Genomic DNA, 15,548 nt, shown 5'->3' on the forward strand with positions numbered 1-15,548 from the left:
GGGGCTGAGAGCGCCGGCTCTGGTGGGCAACGTTGTCGACCAGGCGGACCTTGGCGCCGAACGAGAACGGCGCCGCGCCGGGCTTGGGTCGGGCGCATCCGCGGCCGTGATCGCGGCGCGCAAGCAGCCTGTCTCGTCAGCACGGTTGCAGGATGGGGCACGGACTATGCCTTCCTCCAGGCGGGCGATCTTCATGTCATCGAGCGACGCAAATCATGAGGATGCGCCCGACCTCGAAAGCGCCGCGGACGGCGGCAATGCGGTGGCCGCCCGCCCGCCGCCCTCGCCGCGCCCTGCCGAGCGGGTTCGCGTCCTCCTGCCCCTCTCGCTGACGATCGCTGCGGGGCTCGCCGTCGTCCTGCCAGCGACGTTGCCGGCGCCCGCCCGGATCGCGCTCTTCGCCGTGCTGCTGGCGATCATCCTCTGGTCGACCACGTCGCTCGACGTGGCGTACGTCGGGCTCGGCGCGGCGCTGCTCCTCCTCCTGACCGGCGTCAGCCCCCAGGAACGGCTCTTCGACTCCCTCGCGTCCGACGTCATCTGGTTGATGATAGGCGCGTTCATCCTGGGCGGCGCGGTCGAGCAGTCCGGCCTGGCGATGCGGCTGGCGCAGCGCGTGGTCGAGCGCGCTCGCACCGTGCGCGGCCTGTTCTGGTGCTTGACGGCCGTGCTCATCCCGTCGTCGCTCTTCGTCCCGTCGGTCTCCGGCCGCGCCGTGATCGCCATTCCCATCTTCCGCAGCATCTCTTCCATCACGGCGGATCCGCGTATCACCCGTGCCCTCGCGCTGCTGTTCCCCACGGTGATCCTGGTCAGCACCATCGGCTCGCTGGTCGGCGCGGGGTCTCACCTCGTGGCGAACCAGCTGCTGAGCCAGGTCACCGGCCGTCGGCTGTCCTTCGGCGAGTGGGTCCTCTACGGGATGCCGTTCGGCGTGGTGGCCAGCGGGGCCGCCTGCGCGGTCATCCTGGCGCTCTTCCTCGACGGCGAGCGCCGCGGGCGATGTATCCGGGTCCCCCGGCGCCCGCGAGGCTCCTTGTCGCGATCGGAGCGGATCACCCTGGCCGTCGGCGCGACGATGGTCGTGCTCTGGCTCTCGGAGCGGTGGCACGGCTACGAGAGCGCCACGGTCACGCTGGCCGGCGCGCTCGCGCTCACGGCGCCTGGCAGCGCGCTCCGCTGGAAGGAAGGCGTGAAGGCGGTCGACTGGAACCTCCTCCTCTTCGTCGGAGCAGCGCTCGTCCTGGGAGGAGCGCTGATCGACACGGGCGCATCCGGATGGCTCTTTCAGGCGCTGCTCCGCAACAGCGGTATCGAGAGCGCCAGAGGGCACCTGTTCCTCGTCGTGGCGGTCGGCGTGATGTCGCTGACGTCCCATCTCTACCTCACCTCCCATGTCGCTCGCACCGTCGCGCTCGGCCCCGTCTTGCTGCAGCTCGCCGCCGATCGCGATCTCGACCCCGCGGCGGTCATCTTCATCGGCACGGTCGGCATCGATTACTGCCTGACGTTCCCGGTGAGCTCCAAGGCGCTCCTGATGTTCCAGGGGCTCGACGGAGAGACGTTCCGCCCGGCGGATCTCCTGCTCCTCAGCGCCGTCATGCTCCCGATCCACCTGGCGTCGATCGCCGTCTTTTACTTCACCTACTGGCGCTGGATGGGGCTCGCGCCATGACGAGCCCCCTGCGCATCCTGATCGCTCCGTCGGGCTTCAAGGAATGCCTGGATGCGGAGCAGGTCGCCGAGGCCATCGCGACGGGCATCCGGCGCGCGCTGCCGGAAGCGCGCCTCCTGAAGGCGCCGCTCACGGACGGCGGCGAGGGCTTCACCCGGGCGCTGGTCAAGGCGACGGGCGGCTCCTTGCACCCAGCGATCGTGACAGGCCCGCTGGGCCAGCCTGTCGCGTCCCATTTCGGCTTCCTCGGCGGCGCCGGACGACGGACGGCGGTGATCGAGATGGCCGCTGCCGCCGGGCTTCGCCTCGTCCCGCGTCACGCGCGCAACCCGATGGCCACAACGACGCGCGGCGTCGGCGAGCTGATCCGCGCCGCGCTCGACGCGGGCGCGGAGCGGCTGCTCCTCGGCTGCGGCGACTCCGGCACCAACGACGGCGGGGCGGGCATGGCCCAGGCGCTGGGCATCCGCCTGCTGAACGCGGCGGGTATCGAGATCGGAGCGGGAGGAGGAGCGCTGCTGGAGCTCGACCGCATCGACCCTTCAGGCAGGGACTCCCGCATTCCCCGCGTGCAGATCGAGGTGGCGTGCAACTGGCGCAACGTCCTCTGCGGTCCTGGCGGCGTGGCGCGCGTGTTCGGCCCGCAGAAGGGCGCCTCGCCGGAGATGGTCGCGCGGCTGGAGGCGGCCCTGGAGCGCTATGCCGTCATCATCGCGCGCGACGTGGGCGTGGACGTGAGAACCATGCCGGGAGGAGGCGCCTCCGGAGGCCTCGGCGCGGGGCTCCATGCCCTGCTGAAGGCGACGCTCTTGCCTCGCTACGATGTCCTCGTCCGCTACCTGGACCTGGACGGCCTCCTGCGCGACGCGGATCTCGTCGTCACCGCCGAGGGGGGGCTCGACGCCCGGACCTCGCGCGGCAAGATGCCGGCGGAGCTGGCCAGACGCGCAAAGCACTTCAGGCTGCCGGTCATCGCTCTGGCAGGGACCATCGACGAGGATGCGCGCGTGAACTACGCGTGCGGCATCGACTCGTTCTCGTCGATCCTCGAGGCTCCATGCACGCTGTCCGAGGCCATGGATCGTGCACCCTTCCTGATCGCGAACGCGGCCGAGAACGCGCTGCGCTACATCCTCATCGGCCGAGGTCTCCCCGGGCTCCGCAAGGCGCGCGGGCATCCGCGTCCACGCGCACGGACGGGCTGACCCGACCTGGGCCGGTCAGGACACCTCGGCCTCGGCTGGGGCCGGCGGCGCCGGCGCGGCGGAGCGCGCGGGGCGGAGCGGGTGCGTCTCGACGCGCCAGATACCGTCGTCCGTCAGGCGGATCGCCGCGAACCTGGCGACGCCGTCGAGGTGGCCGTCGGTCTCGTGGCCGAGCGTCGACGAGGGGTGCGCGTACACGCTGACGCGGCCGCCGCTCTTCGAGCGGTAATGGCCGAAGAACGCGAGGTGCTTGTGCCCGTGGAGCACGAGCGCGCTGTTCTTCTTCGGGTTCTTCTGCTGATACGCCGCGAGCATCTCGAGGAGGCGCGGGCCATCCATGGCGATCATGAACGTGTCGTTGAGCGAGATCGGCCCCGCGAGGCGCGCCACGTGGTGGTGGAGCAGCACGATGACGGGGCCGGACCCCCGCCGGAGCGCGCGGGCGAGGCGACGCAGCTGAGCGCCGCCGATCTGCCCGATCGCGTTCGACCCCACGAACCGCGACCTGTAACGGTTGGAGTTGAGGCCGAAGATCCGGATACCGCCCCCGAGATCGAGCCGCCTCGGATACAGGCCGGCGATCGCGCGCAGCCGCCGCCGCGCGCGCTTGCGGGCCGGGACGTGCAGGGGAGGCTGGAAGGGGCCGCGCTCCACGCGGGTGAGCACCTCGATGAAGCGCTGCTCGCGCTCCGCCCGCTTCGTGAGGTAGGGGTCGGGCGACGTGCCGAGGTTGATGGCGACATCGTGGTTTCCGGGCACCATGAGCACCTGCGAGGAGGCCGGGATGCCGGAGAGCGCCGCCTCGAGCTCGTCCCACTGCGCCTCTTCCCCGAGATCGGTCATGTCGCCCGTCAGCGCGACGAGCGGCGGCTTCATGGCGGCGATCTCCGCCACGAGCCGCCGGAGGCGGCCTGTCAGCTCGGCGGTGTCGGGGCGAGGGGCCCCTTCCGGCCACGCGGCGGAGCCCTCCTCGATCTCGTACGGCTCGCGGCCGCCCGCCGTGATGTGGAGATCGGAGATCTGGCAGAGGACGAGCCGCCCGCCGGGGATCGCGTCGCCAGGATCGGGGAAGAGCGTCGCCGCGCCGCCATACCGCAGGATCACGCGGGTCGCCTCGCCCAGGGCGGACGCGAGCCAGGCATAGAGCGAGAGCCCGAGCGCGAGCGCGGCGAGCGCCATGCACACGGCCAGGACGAGCGCGGCCCCGCCGCCGAAGGAGAGCCTGCCGCCCGCGGGGAACCAGGACGCGAGGAAGGAGAGGAACGACCCGTCCAGCCACGAGGAGAGCCAGGCGGGGACGCCGACCTCGAGGGCGTACACGGCGAGCCCGCCGGCGCCGCAGGCCGCGGCGAGGAGGACGAACAGCAGGATCAGGCGATCGCGGACGACGTCGATGACGTCGACGACCTCGCCGAGCCTCCCCCGGAACGACGAGCGGAAGTAGCGGCTCCCGTAGGAGATCTTCTTCCATGTCTCCGGCCGCCACACGCGGCCTTGGCTCGCGACGCTGGAGACGACGAGGGCCGGGGTGATGACCAGCGCGAGCAGGACGAGCACCGGCAGGAGCGCCAGGTAGAGGACTCGGAGGGCCGCCCTTCGCGCCATGCCTCATTTGACGTGTCCCGGGCAGGACCGTCAAGGAGCCGCTCGGGCCGCGAGCGCCCCGAAAGTTGCCGGAATCGATGGATGCTCGTAGCAGTAAGCGCGAGCTCGCGCGCTGATGTCCTGCACCGAGACGCCGATAGAGCCGGCCTGCGCCCTGCGATCACCCGCGCCGAGCGATCCGCCGCCGGCGCTCTCGACCGGCGCGCGCGCGGCGCCTGCGCGCCGGCGTGGCAGGGCCGCGGCCCTCGTCGCCGCGGGCGCCGCCGGCGCGGGGGCGGCCGTGTGGACAAGCGCGGTCGTTGCCGTGTGGACCGGGGCGCCCGCGACGGCGGCGCGCAGCGCGGCGCCGCTCGTCGCGAGCGCGGCGAGCGCGCTGCCGGAGCGCGCGCCGACGGCGCCACCAGGGCGCGTGACGCTCACGGCGGATGACGAGGACGCCGAGCCCGGCACGCTGGAAGAGCAGCGCCTCCGGCTGTTCGCGCGGATGCGGCGCGAGCTCGCGCTCCCCGACGAGGCGATGCGGCAGGTCGAGGCGATCTTCGCGGCGTCGACGGTGCTCGGCCAGGGCAACCCCGCGCTGACGCGGCACCCGATGTCACGATCCGAGTGCCGTCGCATTCGAGCGCTCTCGGGCGTCGAGCCGGCGCGCGAGCCGGCCTGCGGCGCGCCGGGGATGGTGCCGCTCTTCGATCCCACGCGCGGTCAGACCGCGGCGGACGCCCCCGCGTGCATCGATCAGCTCGAGTTCCCGAACGTGCCCTGCGAGTACCCCGTGGTGCACGTCCGGGCCCGCGAGGCGGCGCTCCTGTGCAGGGCGGTCGGGAAACGGATCTGCGACGCGCACGAGTGGGAGGGGGCGTGCGCCGGCGCCCTCCGCGATCCGGACGTCGAGTACGAGTGGGCGCGCCCCCGGAACGAGGCGAGCTGGCACCACAACCTCCTGCGCGAGAAGGTGTGGAGCTACGGCCCCGCGAAGAACCACGCGCTCTGCGGGACGGGGAGCTCCCGCACGCCGGGCTGTCCAGGCGGCGGGTGGGACCGCTGCGGCTCCAACACGTATCCGGCCGGCGCGTTCCCCGCATGCCGGAGCAGCCTCGGTGTCTTCGATCTGCACGGCAACGTGGCCGAGCACATGAGCCTGCCCATCCTGCCCGAGGAGCTCGCGCGGCACGGCGATCGGGGCTTCACCGAGATGAAGGGCAGCTGGTTCGCGTTCTCGTCGATGGAGGTCCACGCCGACGACTGCCGCTTTCGCGCCCCCGACTGGCACGCGACGCGCCTCATGAGCAGGGGCAGCCACGCGAACTACCACCTTGGATTCCGCTGCTGCAAGGACATCACGCCGGCGGACGGCGCCGAGCGAGACGGGGGCGTCGACCCCCAGGGCGCCAGATGAATCCATCCACATAGATTTGACCACATGAGCCCACGTGCGCGCATTGGGTGGTCCATGGGCGCAGGATCTCGCTGACGCGGCTCGTTTCGAGCGCCCGCCGCGAAGTTGCGGTGGCGGAGGCAGACGATTACGGCCCTAGGCGATCGATTCGTGTCGTGCCTCCGTTGGGGCACAAACGGCGCAGCCTGAGCACGTCAGGCGCAGAGGGTCCGACGTCGCGCGCGGGTTGCGGCCCGGTCAGACGAGCGGCGGGGAGGCGCCGCGCGCCGTCGCCAGCGGGCCTCGATCGGGCCTCGACGGCTCTCGTTCACGACGGCCGCGGTGCGGGCGGGAGCGCAGGGGCTCTGCTCGAAAGCCCGCGAGAGAGGCGGCGCGCGCGGCGCGCGGCGCCTGCCGCCGAGGTGTTGAGTTCGTCATCTCCAGCATGGGGCGCGCGGCCCGCGGGCGATAGGCCCTCCGATCGGGGGCCGTCCCGCCGGTCTCCGCGTTGAGAACCCGGAAAACCAAGGCCGGCGTCGATCCAGAGAATGCCTTTTTGCGGACGCGTCAGGGCTGGTGACACGAGCTCGCAGCGGCAGTGTCTGCACACGAGGGCTGAGGCACACAGCCTGCTCTTCGATGAGCCCACGGTGGCTCGGACCTTCCGGCCATCACGGGATATTGAGGAGGACAACACATGCTCTCGATTCATGGCAAGGTGCTGGGGCTCGCGGTGGTGATGGCGGCGCTGGGCACGGGGTGCGCCGTTGACGCGGGGAGCGACGCGGATCTCGACGAGGCCGGCGTCGATGAGATCGAGCAGGTCGATTCGACGACCGAGGCGCTCGAGGCTGGCGCGTCGGCGAGGGGCGGGTATCAGGGGCCGTACGGCGGCAAGGGCGGGCCGATCGGCGCGCAGGGCCCCATGGACCTCGGCCAGGGGCCGGTCGGCGTGCAGGGACCGGCGGGCCCCGGCCTGCAGGCGCCGATCGGCCAGATGGGGCAGGGGCCTGTCGGCCAGGGGCCGGTCGGGCAGGGGCCGGTCGGGCAGGGGCCCGTGGGCGTGCCGGGTGGCGTGCCGGGCGTCGGTGGTGTGCCGTTCGGCGGGATGCCGTTCGGTGGCTTCGGCGGCTTCGGCGGCTTCGGCGTGCCCGCCGCGATCATCTCCAGTTGCACCACCTGCAACACCGCGTTCGTTCCCGATTGCTTCCCGTGCCCGCCCAACCCCTGCTGCCCCCGGCCCTGCAACCCTTGCAATCCCGCGGGCATCGGCGGCCCGCTCAACGGCGGGTTCTCGGCCGGCCCCTGCGGTGGCGGGTTCGCGCCGGGCTCCTTCGCTGGCGGGTTTGCAGGCAACCCCTGCGGTGGCGGTGGCGGGTTCTCGGGGGGCTGCTGCGGTGGCGGGGGGAGTTGCGGCGGCAACAGGCCCGGCGGGTTCCCGACGGGCGGCTGCGGCATCTGGTAACTACGGGGCCTCGGGCCTCGGCTGCTAGCGCCGGCCGCGGAGAGGGCGCAGGGCTCGGAGGAAACAAACCCGGCGCCGCGCGCAGGCCGACACGGGAGAGCGGGAGTCGCTCGCGCTCGATGGCCGATCACGGGTCGGCCCACCGTCGCCGCTCTCCCGCGCGAGCTCCGCCAGCGCCGCCTCGGGCTCACCACCTCGGCGGCCAGCGGACGGCGGGGACGTGACGGCAGCGCTCGAACGGCTGCAACGGCAGAGGCAGGGCCTGCGCCGGCGGGGGCGACCCATGTGAGGTGAGGTCGTCGCCGCCAGCGCGGGTCGCGGACGCAGGGGGGACGGCGCCACAGGGCCGTGCCCCCGCGGCCCGCGCGGGATGGATGGTGGGATCGCCGGCGATGATGGTGATGTGAGACGCGCCGCGCCTCGGGAGCGCCGCGTGGCCCGCCAAATTGCGTGAAATTGCACCTGAGTCCAGCGAGTCCGCGCCGGCGGCATGTGCCGCCTTCACGGGCGTTGCTACGCCGCGAGCGATCCCTTAGAGTGGCGCTAACGCTGTGATCGGCACGATCATCGACGGCAAATATCAGATTCGCAAGCTCCTCGGCGAGGGCGCCATGGGCTCGGTCTACGAGGCCGAGCACACGGGGACCGGCCGACGCTGCGCCGTGAAGGTGATCAGCTCGGCGGATCTCACCCGCGACCCGAAGGTCGTGAGCCGCTTCCAGCGCGAGGCGCGCGCGGCAGGCGCGATCGACACACAGCACATCACGCAGGTGCTCGACGCCGGCGTCGATCGCGGCTCGAACCTGCCGTTCCTCGCGATGGAGTTCCTCGCGGGCGAGGACGTCCACGAGCTCATCAAGCGCGTCGGCCCGCTCGCGCCCGACCTCGCGCTGCGCATCGTCGCGCAGTCGTGCATCGGGCTCCAGAAGGCGCACGAGGCGAGCGTCGTCCACCGCGACATCAAGCCGCACAACCTGTTCCTCGCGCGCCGCGACGCCGGCGAGATCCTCGTCAAGCTGCTCGATTTCGGGATCGCCAAGGTGAAGATGGACCGGGCGAACGAGACCGAGAGCGCCGATCTGACGCGCACCGGGAACCTGATCGGCTCGCCGCTCTACATGTCGCCCGAGCAGGCGCGCGGCCAGAAGGAGATCGACCACCGCACCGACATCTGGTCGCTCGGCGCCGTGCTCTACCAGCTGCTGACCGGGCGGACGCCGTACCATCACATCACCGCGCTCGGTGAGCTGATCATCGCGATCTGCTCGGATCCTCCGCCGCAGGTGCAGGATTTCGCCCCGTGGGTGGCGCCCGAGATCGCGGCGATCGTGCACCGATGCCTCCTGCAGGCCCCCGGGCAGCGCTACCAGAGCGCGCAGGAGATGTTCGGCGCCATCCGGCCGCTCCTTCCGTACGGCTGGGGCATCCACGAGAGCATGCTCGTGCCGCTGCCGGAGGCCGTGCACCGGCAGTCCGCGCCGCGGCTCGCGATGAACGCGCCGCCCGCGAACCAGAGCGGCGCGTACGCAGCGGCCTCGCCGGCGAACCAGAGCGGCGGGTACCCCGCGATCTCGCCGGCGAATCATGGCGGCGCGTACGCCGCGACCGCGCCGGCGAACCAGAGCGGCGGGTATCCCGCGGTCCCGCAGGAGCACCGCGGAGGCTACTCGTCGTTCGCGCCTCCCCCGCTCCAGAGCGGGCCGCCGGCGGCGATCATCCCGGCCACCAACCACGCTGGCGCTGCGACGACGGGTGCGCTCACGCAGTCGCACCGCGGCACGCAGCCCGGCGTGCCGCGGGTGCCTGTGGTGGCCGGCGCCGCGCTCGCCGCCGCGGTCATCGCGGCCGGCGTGTACTTCATCAGCCGGCCGCCGCCGGAGCCGGTCGCGCAGCCGGAGGCGAAGGCGACCGTCGAGACGCTCCCGCCTGCGGCGGCCACGCCGACGTCGACCGCCCCGACGCCGTCGCCGGCCGCGACGCCGACGACGCCGGAGGTGGTCGCGGCGGTCGAGCCGCAGCCGAAGCGCGTTCAGGTCGTCATCCTGCCCGCCGACGCCTCGGTCGAGGTCGAAGGCAAGCGCGTGACGACGCGCAACGGGATCCTCGATATCACCGGGCCGCCCGGGAGCGTGCACAGGGTGCGCGTCTTCAAGAAGGGGGGCGGCGAGGCGATGGCCGACGTCGTGGTGACCGACACCGGCGCGTTGCCGCCGAAGGTCGAGCTCACGCCGACGTCGGGGAAGGGCGGTCCTGCGACGTCGGCGAAGAGCACCTCGGCCGCGCCGGCGACGGCGCCGCCCGCTCCCACGACCCCCAAGGGGATCATCGACAACACCGACGAGTTCGGAAAGTAGCAGCGGAGCGACAGGCTGAGTACGGTGCTCGATCGAATGGATCTGCGTACGCGGCGCGGCGGCTCTCGTCTTCTCTCCCTCGCGCGGCGTCCCCGCGCAGCGCCGCGGCTGCGCGCGCTCTCGGCCGCGGTCGCGGTCGCGGTCGCCGCCGGACCGGCGCTCGCGCAGCCGGCGCCGCCGGTCACGGACGCCGCCGCGCCGGTCAAGGAGGGCGCCGCGCCCGCCGCGGAAGCCGGCGCGCCGGCCAGGGAAGGCGCAGCGCCGGCCACCGGGGCTGCGGTGCCGGTCGAGGAGGCGCCCGTCTCCGAGACGGACCGGCAGGTGGCGCGGCTCCACTTCGAGAAGGGGCTCACGCTGCTGCGCGAGGAGGCGTGGGGCCCTGCGCTCGCGGAGTTCCTCCTCTCGCGCAAGCTCTTCCCGACGCGCGTGGCCACGAACAACGCCGCGATCGCGCTGCGCAAGCTCCAGCGCTACGACGAGGCGCTCGAGATGTTCGAGACCTTCCTCCGCGATTTCACCATGTCGGCCGCCGAGCGCGCGGCCGCGCAGCGGGAGATCGCCGAGCTGCGGGCGCTCGTGGGGACGCTCGACATCACGAACGCGGAGCCCGGGGCATCCATCGTCGTGAGCGGCGAGGAGCGCGGGCAGTACCCGCCCGTCAAGCCGATCCGCGTGGCGGCGGGCGCGCACGTCATCCGCGTCTTCAAGGAAGGCTACGAGCCGGTGGAGACGCGCGTCGACGTCGCCGGTGGTCAGACCGCCACGGTGAACGCGAAGCTCCGCAGGCTGACCCGCTCCGGCCGGCTGCGCGTGGTGGAGCGCGCCGGCAAGACGGTCGACGTGCTCGTCGACAACGTCGTCGTGGGGCAGACCCCGTGGATCGGCGCGCTGTCGGTCGGCGATCACATGGTGGCGCTGCGCGGCGCGGGGAAGCTCGGGACGCAGCCGACGGCGGCGCCCGTGAAGCCGCAGGAGCTCACGACGCTGTCGCTGCTCGCCGAGGATCTCGACGCTTCGTTGCGGGTCGACCCCACGCCGCCCGGCGCGAGCGTGTGGATCAACTCGGTCAACGTGGGCAACGGCGTCTGGCTCGGCCGGCTCAAGGCCGGCACGCACCGGGTCGAGGTGAAGGCCGACGGGTTCGTCACCGGGACGCGCACGGTGACCCTGCAGAAGGGCCAGCGCCAGAGCCTCGACATGGGGCTCGAGCGCGACGAGGACGCCGATATCTGGCGCAAGCCGCCGAAGATCACGCTCGACGTGAGCGCGTCGTTCCTGCTGGCGCCGACGCTGGGCGGCGAGATCACGGACGGCTGCGGCTCGGGTTGCTCCAGCTCGCTCGGCCTCGGCGGGCTCGGCATGATCCACGGCGGCTACGAGCTCGGCTCGGGGATCGGCGTCGGGATCGAGCTCGGCGGCCTGTTCGCGGCGCAGCAGCTCGACGAGCGCTCGGCGACGCTCAGGCCGGTCGGCTACCGGGATCCGCTCGACGGCACGGCGAGCGACACGCTCCGCCTGGGCGGCTTCTTGGCCGGCGCGACGTTCGGGTACCACTTCGACATCAGCGACCGCTTCCCGGCGCTGCTCCGGCTGGGCGCGGGGGTGCTCGTCGGCGAGGTCCGCGACGAGCGGACCGGCAGGTTCAGGACGACCGGTGGGGAGTGGTTCAACACGTTCCCGGTGGTCGACTTCGCCTCGGCGACCTACTTCTACGCGGATCCTGATCTGCGCCTCGGCCTGCGGCTCGGAGAGCGGTGGGAGGTGTCCGGCAGCCTGAAGCTGCTGCTGCTGATCGGCCTCAGCAAGCCGAAGTGGGACAGGACGATCGAGCTGTCCGCCTCGACGGACGGGATCGGCACCTACGAGCCAGAGTCGCTCATGGGTGATTTCGTCCTGATGTTCTCGCCCGGGGCGAGCCTGCGTTACCAGTTCTGACGAGACCCGCGCCGGTGCGCGGCCGCGCGGCGTTGCGTGCGTCGCGATCTTCCGCCCCCTCAGCAGCATGCCGAGCAGAGCGGCGGTCTCCCGCACAGGAGACGGGCCCAGATCGGCGTTTTCGGCGCGCAAGCGCACTCCAGTGCGCGGAGCACCGAAAACGTCGAGGTGGGCCCGTATCCGAAGCGGGTGACCGCCGCTCTAGCGCCGGCGGCGAAGGGCGGCCAGCGCCGCGGCGACGCCGACGAGGACGGAGAGGCCTGCGGCAGTGCGCTCGGCGGGGGCGCCGACGACGCTGCAGGAGCAGGACGGGACCTCTGACGGATCGATCTGCGGGACGCACTGGTTCGCGAGGTTGCACACCATGCCATCGACGCAGTCGGCCACGGATCTGCACGGTGAGGCGCAGGCGCTGCCGCCCGGCGGGCAGCTGTACGGGGTGCAGTCGGTGTCGACGCCCGGGGATCGGAGCGTGTGCTCGCCGTCGCAGCGCGGCCCGATCTCCTCGAGGTCGGCGCAGACGCCGTCGAGGCAGACGAAGTCCTGGATGCAGTCGTCGTCGGAGGCGCAGGAGGTCTTGCAGGCGGTCTCGTCCGCGCACTTGAACCCGCCGCAGCGCTCGACCACCGGCTCGTTCTCGCGGCCGTCTCCTGCGCAGAAGAAGCGCGTGAGCGTCGCGGGACCCACGATGCAGCCCTCGTCCGGGCAGGAGCACGTGAAGGTCTTCGCGACCGCCCCTTCCACAGGGAACATGCACTTCGCGTCGGTGGCGCCGCCGCAGTAACCGGCACACGCGCCCTCACCGGGGCAGGCCTCACGCTGGAAGGTGCCGCCCTCGTTGGGGTGCGGCGACTCGTGCTCGACAGGCGTCCCGACGTTCGTGCACCTGCCGACGTTGTTCACCACGTCGCATGCCTGACACTGGCCATCGCACCGGAAATCGCAGCAGAAACCGTCGACGCAATGGCCCGAGACGCACTGGCGATCACGCGTGCACTCGGCGCCGTTGGCGAGTCGATCGAGACACAGACCCGACCCGGGCGGTGCGCCCCCCGATCCCGCGGACGCTCCGCCTGCGCCACCCGCACCTCCGCTGCCTCCAGCGGCTGCGCCGCCGGCACCCGCGCCACTCGATCCAACGGAGGCGCCGCTGGCACCGGCGCCACCGGATCCAGCGGACGCGCCCCCTGCACCGCCGGCACCAGCGCCCCCCGATCCAGCGGCTGCGCCGCCTGCGCCCGCGCCACCGGTTCCGGCGGACGCACCGCCCGCGCCCCCCGATCCGGCGGATGCGCCGCCTGCGCCCGCGCCCCCCGATCCGGTGGAAGCGCCGCCTGCGCCGCCTGCACCCGCGCCGCCCGCACCACCACCACCCGTTCCGGACGATGCACCTCCGGCGCCGCCGGCCTCACCGCAGGCGTCCGGATCGCCGACGCCGACGTCACACCAACCGCTCTCGTCGCAACCGCAGTCGTCCAGGCAATAGAGGATGCACCTGTTGTTGCTGCCGCAGCGGCCCGGCTTGCAGTCCTTCGTGGATTCATGAGCCAGCGCGCGCCCCTGGCCATCGCAGCGGTTGTGCACTTCGATCTGGTTGACGCAGACGACCGGGAGCTCCGTGTCGGGCTTCGCAGGACCACACGTGCCATCGCTGCCCGTCCCCTTGCCCGACGCCGTGCACGAGAAGCACTCCTGATCGCACGCCTCGTTGCAGCAGACGTTCTCCGTATCGGAGCAATGCCCTGAAGCGCACTCCTGATCGTGCACGCACGCCTCGCCGTTCGCCTTGATCAGCAGCTGCGCGCTGGCGAGCGGCTGCGCGCTCGTGGCCCCGATGCCGCCCGCGACGAGCACCGCCCGGCCTGCGACGCGGTCGGTGCCGGCGTTGACGACGACGGCGGCGTGCTCCCGACGAGCCTCCTGTGCAAGCGAGCCGGCCGGCAGGGTGAGGGCGCTGAACTTCCTGGTCAGCGGATCGTAGATGGCGGCGCTCGAGAGCGAGGTCGTGCCGTCGAACCCGCCGGCGATGAGGACGTCGCCGGTCGGCAGCAGGCTCGCCGTGTGGCTGGCGCGCGCGTTCGCCATGGAGATCGGCGTCGGCTGGAGCTCGAAGCCCCGCTTCGTCGGATCGGCCACGCCGTCGTGGTAGATGTCGAGGGTGCGGACGTAAGCGCCGCCAGAGACCCGGGTGGTGCCTCCGACGAGGATCACCTCGCCCGAATCGAGCGTCGTCGCTGCCTGGCCGCCCAGCGCCTCCGTACGGTCGATGAGCGTCGCCGTGTGGAAGCCGCGGAGGGCGCTCATCTGCGCCGTCATCGGGGTCGCGGAGGGTGAGAGGACGGAGATCGGCCGGAAGACGCCCTCGTCCTCGTGGAAGATCTCGGCCGAGGTGAGCGCCGCGCCCGAGAGGACGAAGCCGCCTGCGACGAGCACGTTCCCCGCCTTCAGGCGGACCGCCGTGTGGGCGTGGCGCGAGGTCGCCATGCTGCCCACGGAGGCGAGCGTGCTCGCGACGGGCGCGCCGCCGTTCGGTCCGAAGGCGCTGAAGGTGTAGAGGGAAGCGGTGCTCGTGGGCTGGTTGAGCGGATCCGCGAGGCCGCCTGCGACCAGGACCACGCCTGGATCGAGGAGGGTGGCCGAGTGATTGAACCGGCCCAGAGAGGCCCCCGCGTCCCTGACGAACTGGCCGGTGGCCGGGTTGTAGACCTCGACGGCGGCGACCGGCGTGCCGCTGGTGCGCTGGCTGCTGCCGCCCACGACGACGACCGCCGGCGGCGGAGGCGCAGGATCCGACGGCGCGGCCGGGGCGAGCTTCGTGACGGCCGTGGCGGTGTGGGCGCCGCGCGCGACGTCCATCGCGTCGGTGCTCGCGAACGTGCGGTCGAGCGGGAAGTACAGTTCCGCCGTCGCGAGCGCGCCCCCGGACGCGTCGAACCCGCCCGCGAAGAGCACGGGGCTCGCAGGGTTCGCCGGGTCGATCACGGTGGCCGTGTGGCGGGCGCGCGGCGTGATCATCTGGTTTGTCGTGGCGATCCACTGCGGGTCGACGAGCGCCGGGTACCGAACGCCGGCGGGCTGCCATCCGACGATCACCGTGCAATCCGGCGCGCCCGGCGGGGTGACCGGCCGGCCCCACGGGGCGCGAGGGCTCGTGTCGACGGCGCAGCCCTCGACGGAGAGCGAGGCCGGAACGCGCGCGCCGGTCGCGTCGACGAGGTAGGGGGGCGCGACGCGCAGGCGGGGCGAGCCGCCGGCGTCGAGGAACTCGAGCGTGCGCTCCACGAGGCGGAGGCCCGAGACGGCGGTGACGTCGACCCGGTAGCGGAGCTCCTTGCGCGCCGGCTCCTGCTCGAAGACAACGAAGTCCTCGGTGCCGTTCGGGAGGACGCGGTGCAGGACGTCGCGGGCGCCGCCGCCTTCGGCGCGCAGCGCGCCTGCGTAGAGGACGAGGCCGCTGTCGACCGCGGCAGGCACGTCGGCGGCGTCGACGAGGGAGAAGGCGATCGAGACGCGGGACGCGCCATCGGCGAGGCGCACCGGACCGGCGGCGCGCGCCGGGAGCTCGACGGACGCCGCGGCGGCCTCCGGGGCTGCCGCGCGCAGGGCGCCGGCCGGGGTCGCCGCGACGATCTTGACGGGGCTGGAGGCGATGACGTCGGCGAAGCGCGCGCGGATCGCGGCGATGCGGGCGCGCGCTCCGGGCGGCGCCGCCTGAGGCGACCCCGGGCCGGGCGGAGGGGAGCGGCGCGAGGCGCCCTCGTCGGAGCAGCCGAGGACCTGGGGAAGAATGGCGCACGCAGAGAGCAGCGCAGCCGTTCGCAGCCTGAAGCCGAGTCGCAGCACGCGGTGGTTTCGCAAGGGTCGTTCCGTGGTCGGCGCGGCGCGCGCGACGTGAGAGGGCGGATCTGGGCCATCCTAACAGAAGGCGGCCCGC

At 72.7% G+C, this 15,548-nt stretch carries 8 protein-coding genes; 6 read left to right on the forward strand and 2 right to left on the reverse strand.

The genetic code is table 11. The annotated features are described in order from the left end of the window. Positions 1-166 precede the first annotated feature (166 nt). The gene (locus WME97_RS19630; protein WP_437553841.1) at positions 167-1,675 is read left to right on the forward strand and encodes an SLC13 family permease; all 1,509 of its coding nucleotides are present in this window, start codon (positions 167-169) and stop codon (positions 1,673-1,675) included. After that, positions 1,672-2,880: a glycerate kinase family protein gene (locus WME97_RS19635; RefSeq protein ID WP_437553843.1), complete on the forward strand. Its 1,209-nt coding sequence runs from the start codon at positions 1,672-1,674 to the stop codon at positions 2,878-2,880. Before WME97_RS19630 ends, WME97_RS19635 begins: the two co-directional genes overlap by 4 nt. A gap of 15 nt (positions 2,881-2,895) precedes the next feature. Here WME97_RS19635 and WME97_RS19640 read toward each other — a convergent pair whose 3' ends face one another. Next, positions 2,896-4,485: a metallophosphoesterase family protein gene (locus tag WME97_RS19640; RefSeq protein WP_437553845.1), complete on the reverse strand. Its 1,590-nt coding sequence runs from the start codon at positions 4,483-4,485 to the stop codon at positions 2,896-2,898. Between the two features lie 115 nt (positions 4,486-4,600). On the opposite strand from WME97_RS19640, the gene WME97_RS19645 reads away from it, so the two are divergent. The 4 genes from WME97_RS19645 to WME97_RS19660 all read left to right on the forward strand — a co-directional run bounded on the left by WME97_RS19645 (position 4,601) and on the right by WME97_RS19660 (position 11,614). Further along, positions 4,601-5,881 carry an SUMF1/EgtB/PvdO family nonheme iron enzyme gene (locus WME97_RS19645; RefSeq protein WP_437553847.1) on the forward strand — a complete coding sequence of 427 codons (1,281 nt, stop codon included), beginning with the start codon at positions 4,601-4,603 and terminating at the stop codon, positions 5,879-5,881. A gap of 676 nt (positions 5,882-6,557) precedes the next feature. Then, positions 6,558-7,325: a hypothetical protein gene (locus tag WME97_RS19650; protein ID WP_437553849.1), complete on the forward strand. Its 768-nt coding sequence runs from the start codon at positions 6,558-6,560 to the stop codon at positions 7,323-7,325. A gap of 551 nt (positions 7,326-7,876) precedes the next feature. After that, entirely contained in the window at positions 7,877-9,679 is a 1,803-nt protein-coding gene (locus WME97_RS19655; RefSeq protein ID WP_437553851.1) for a serine/threonine protein kinase, read from the forward strand. A 36-nt stretch (positions 9,680-9,715) separates the two neighbouring features. Then, entirely contained in the window at positions 9,716-11,614 is a 1,899-nt protein-coding gene (locus tag WME97_RS19660; RefSeq protein ID WP_437553853.1) for a PEGA domain-containing protein, read from the forward strand. Between the two features lie 201 nt (positions 11,615-11,815). Here the strand turns inward: WME97_RS19660 and WME97_RS19665 are convergent, their stop codons facing one another. Continuing rightward, positions 11,816-15,472, reverse strand: a complete 3,657-nt coding sequence (locus WME97_RS19665; RefSeq protein WP_437553855.1) for a Kelch repeat-containing protein — start codon at positions 15,470-15,472, stop codon at positions 11,816-11,818. Positions 15,473-15,548 lie beyond the last annotated feature (76 nt).

Origin of the sequence: Sorangium sp. So ce367 (genome assembly GCF_051520455.1) — a bacterium.
Taxonomy (GTDB): domain Bacteria; phylum Myxococcota_A; class Polyangia; order Polyangiales; family Polyangiaceae; genus Sorangium; species Sorangium cellulosum_B.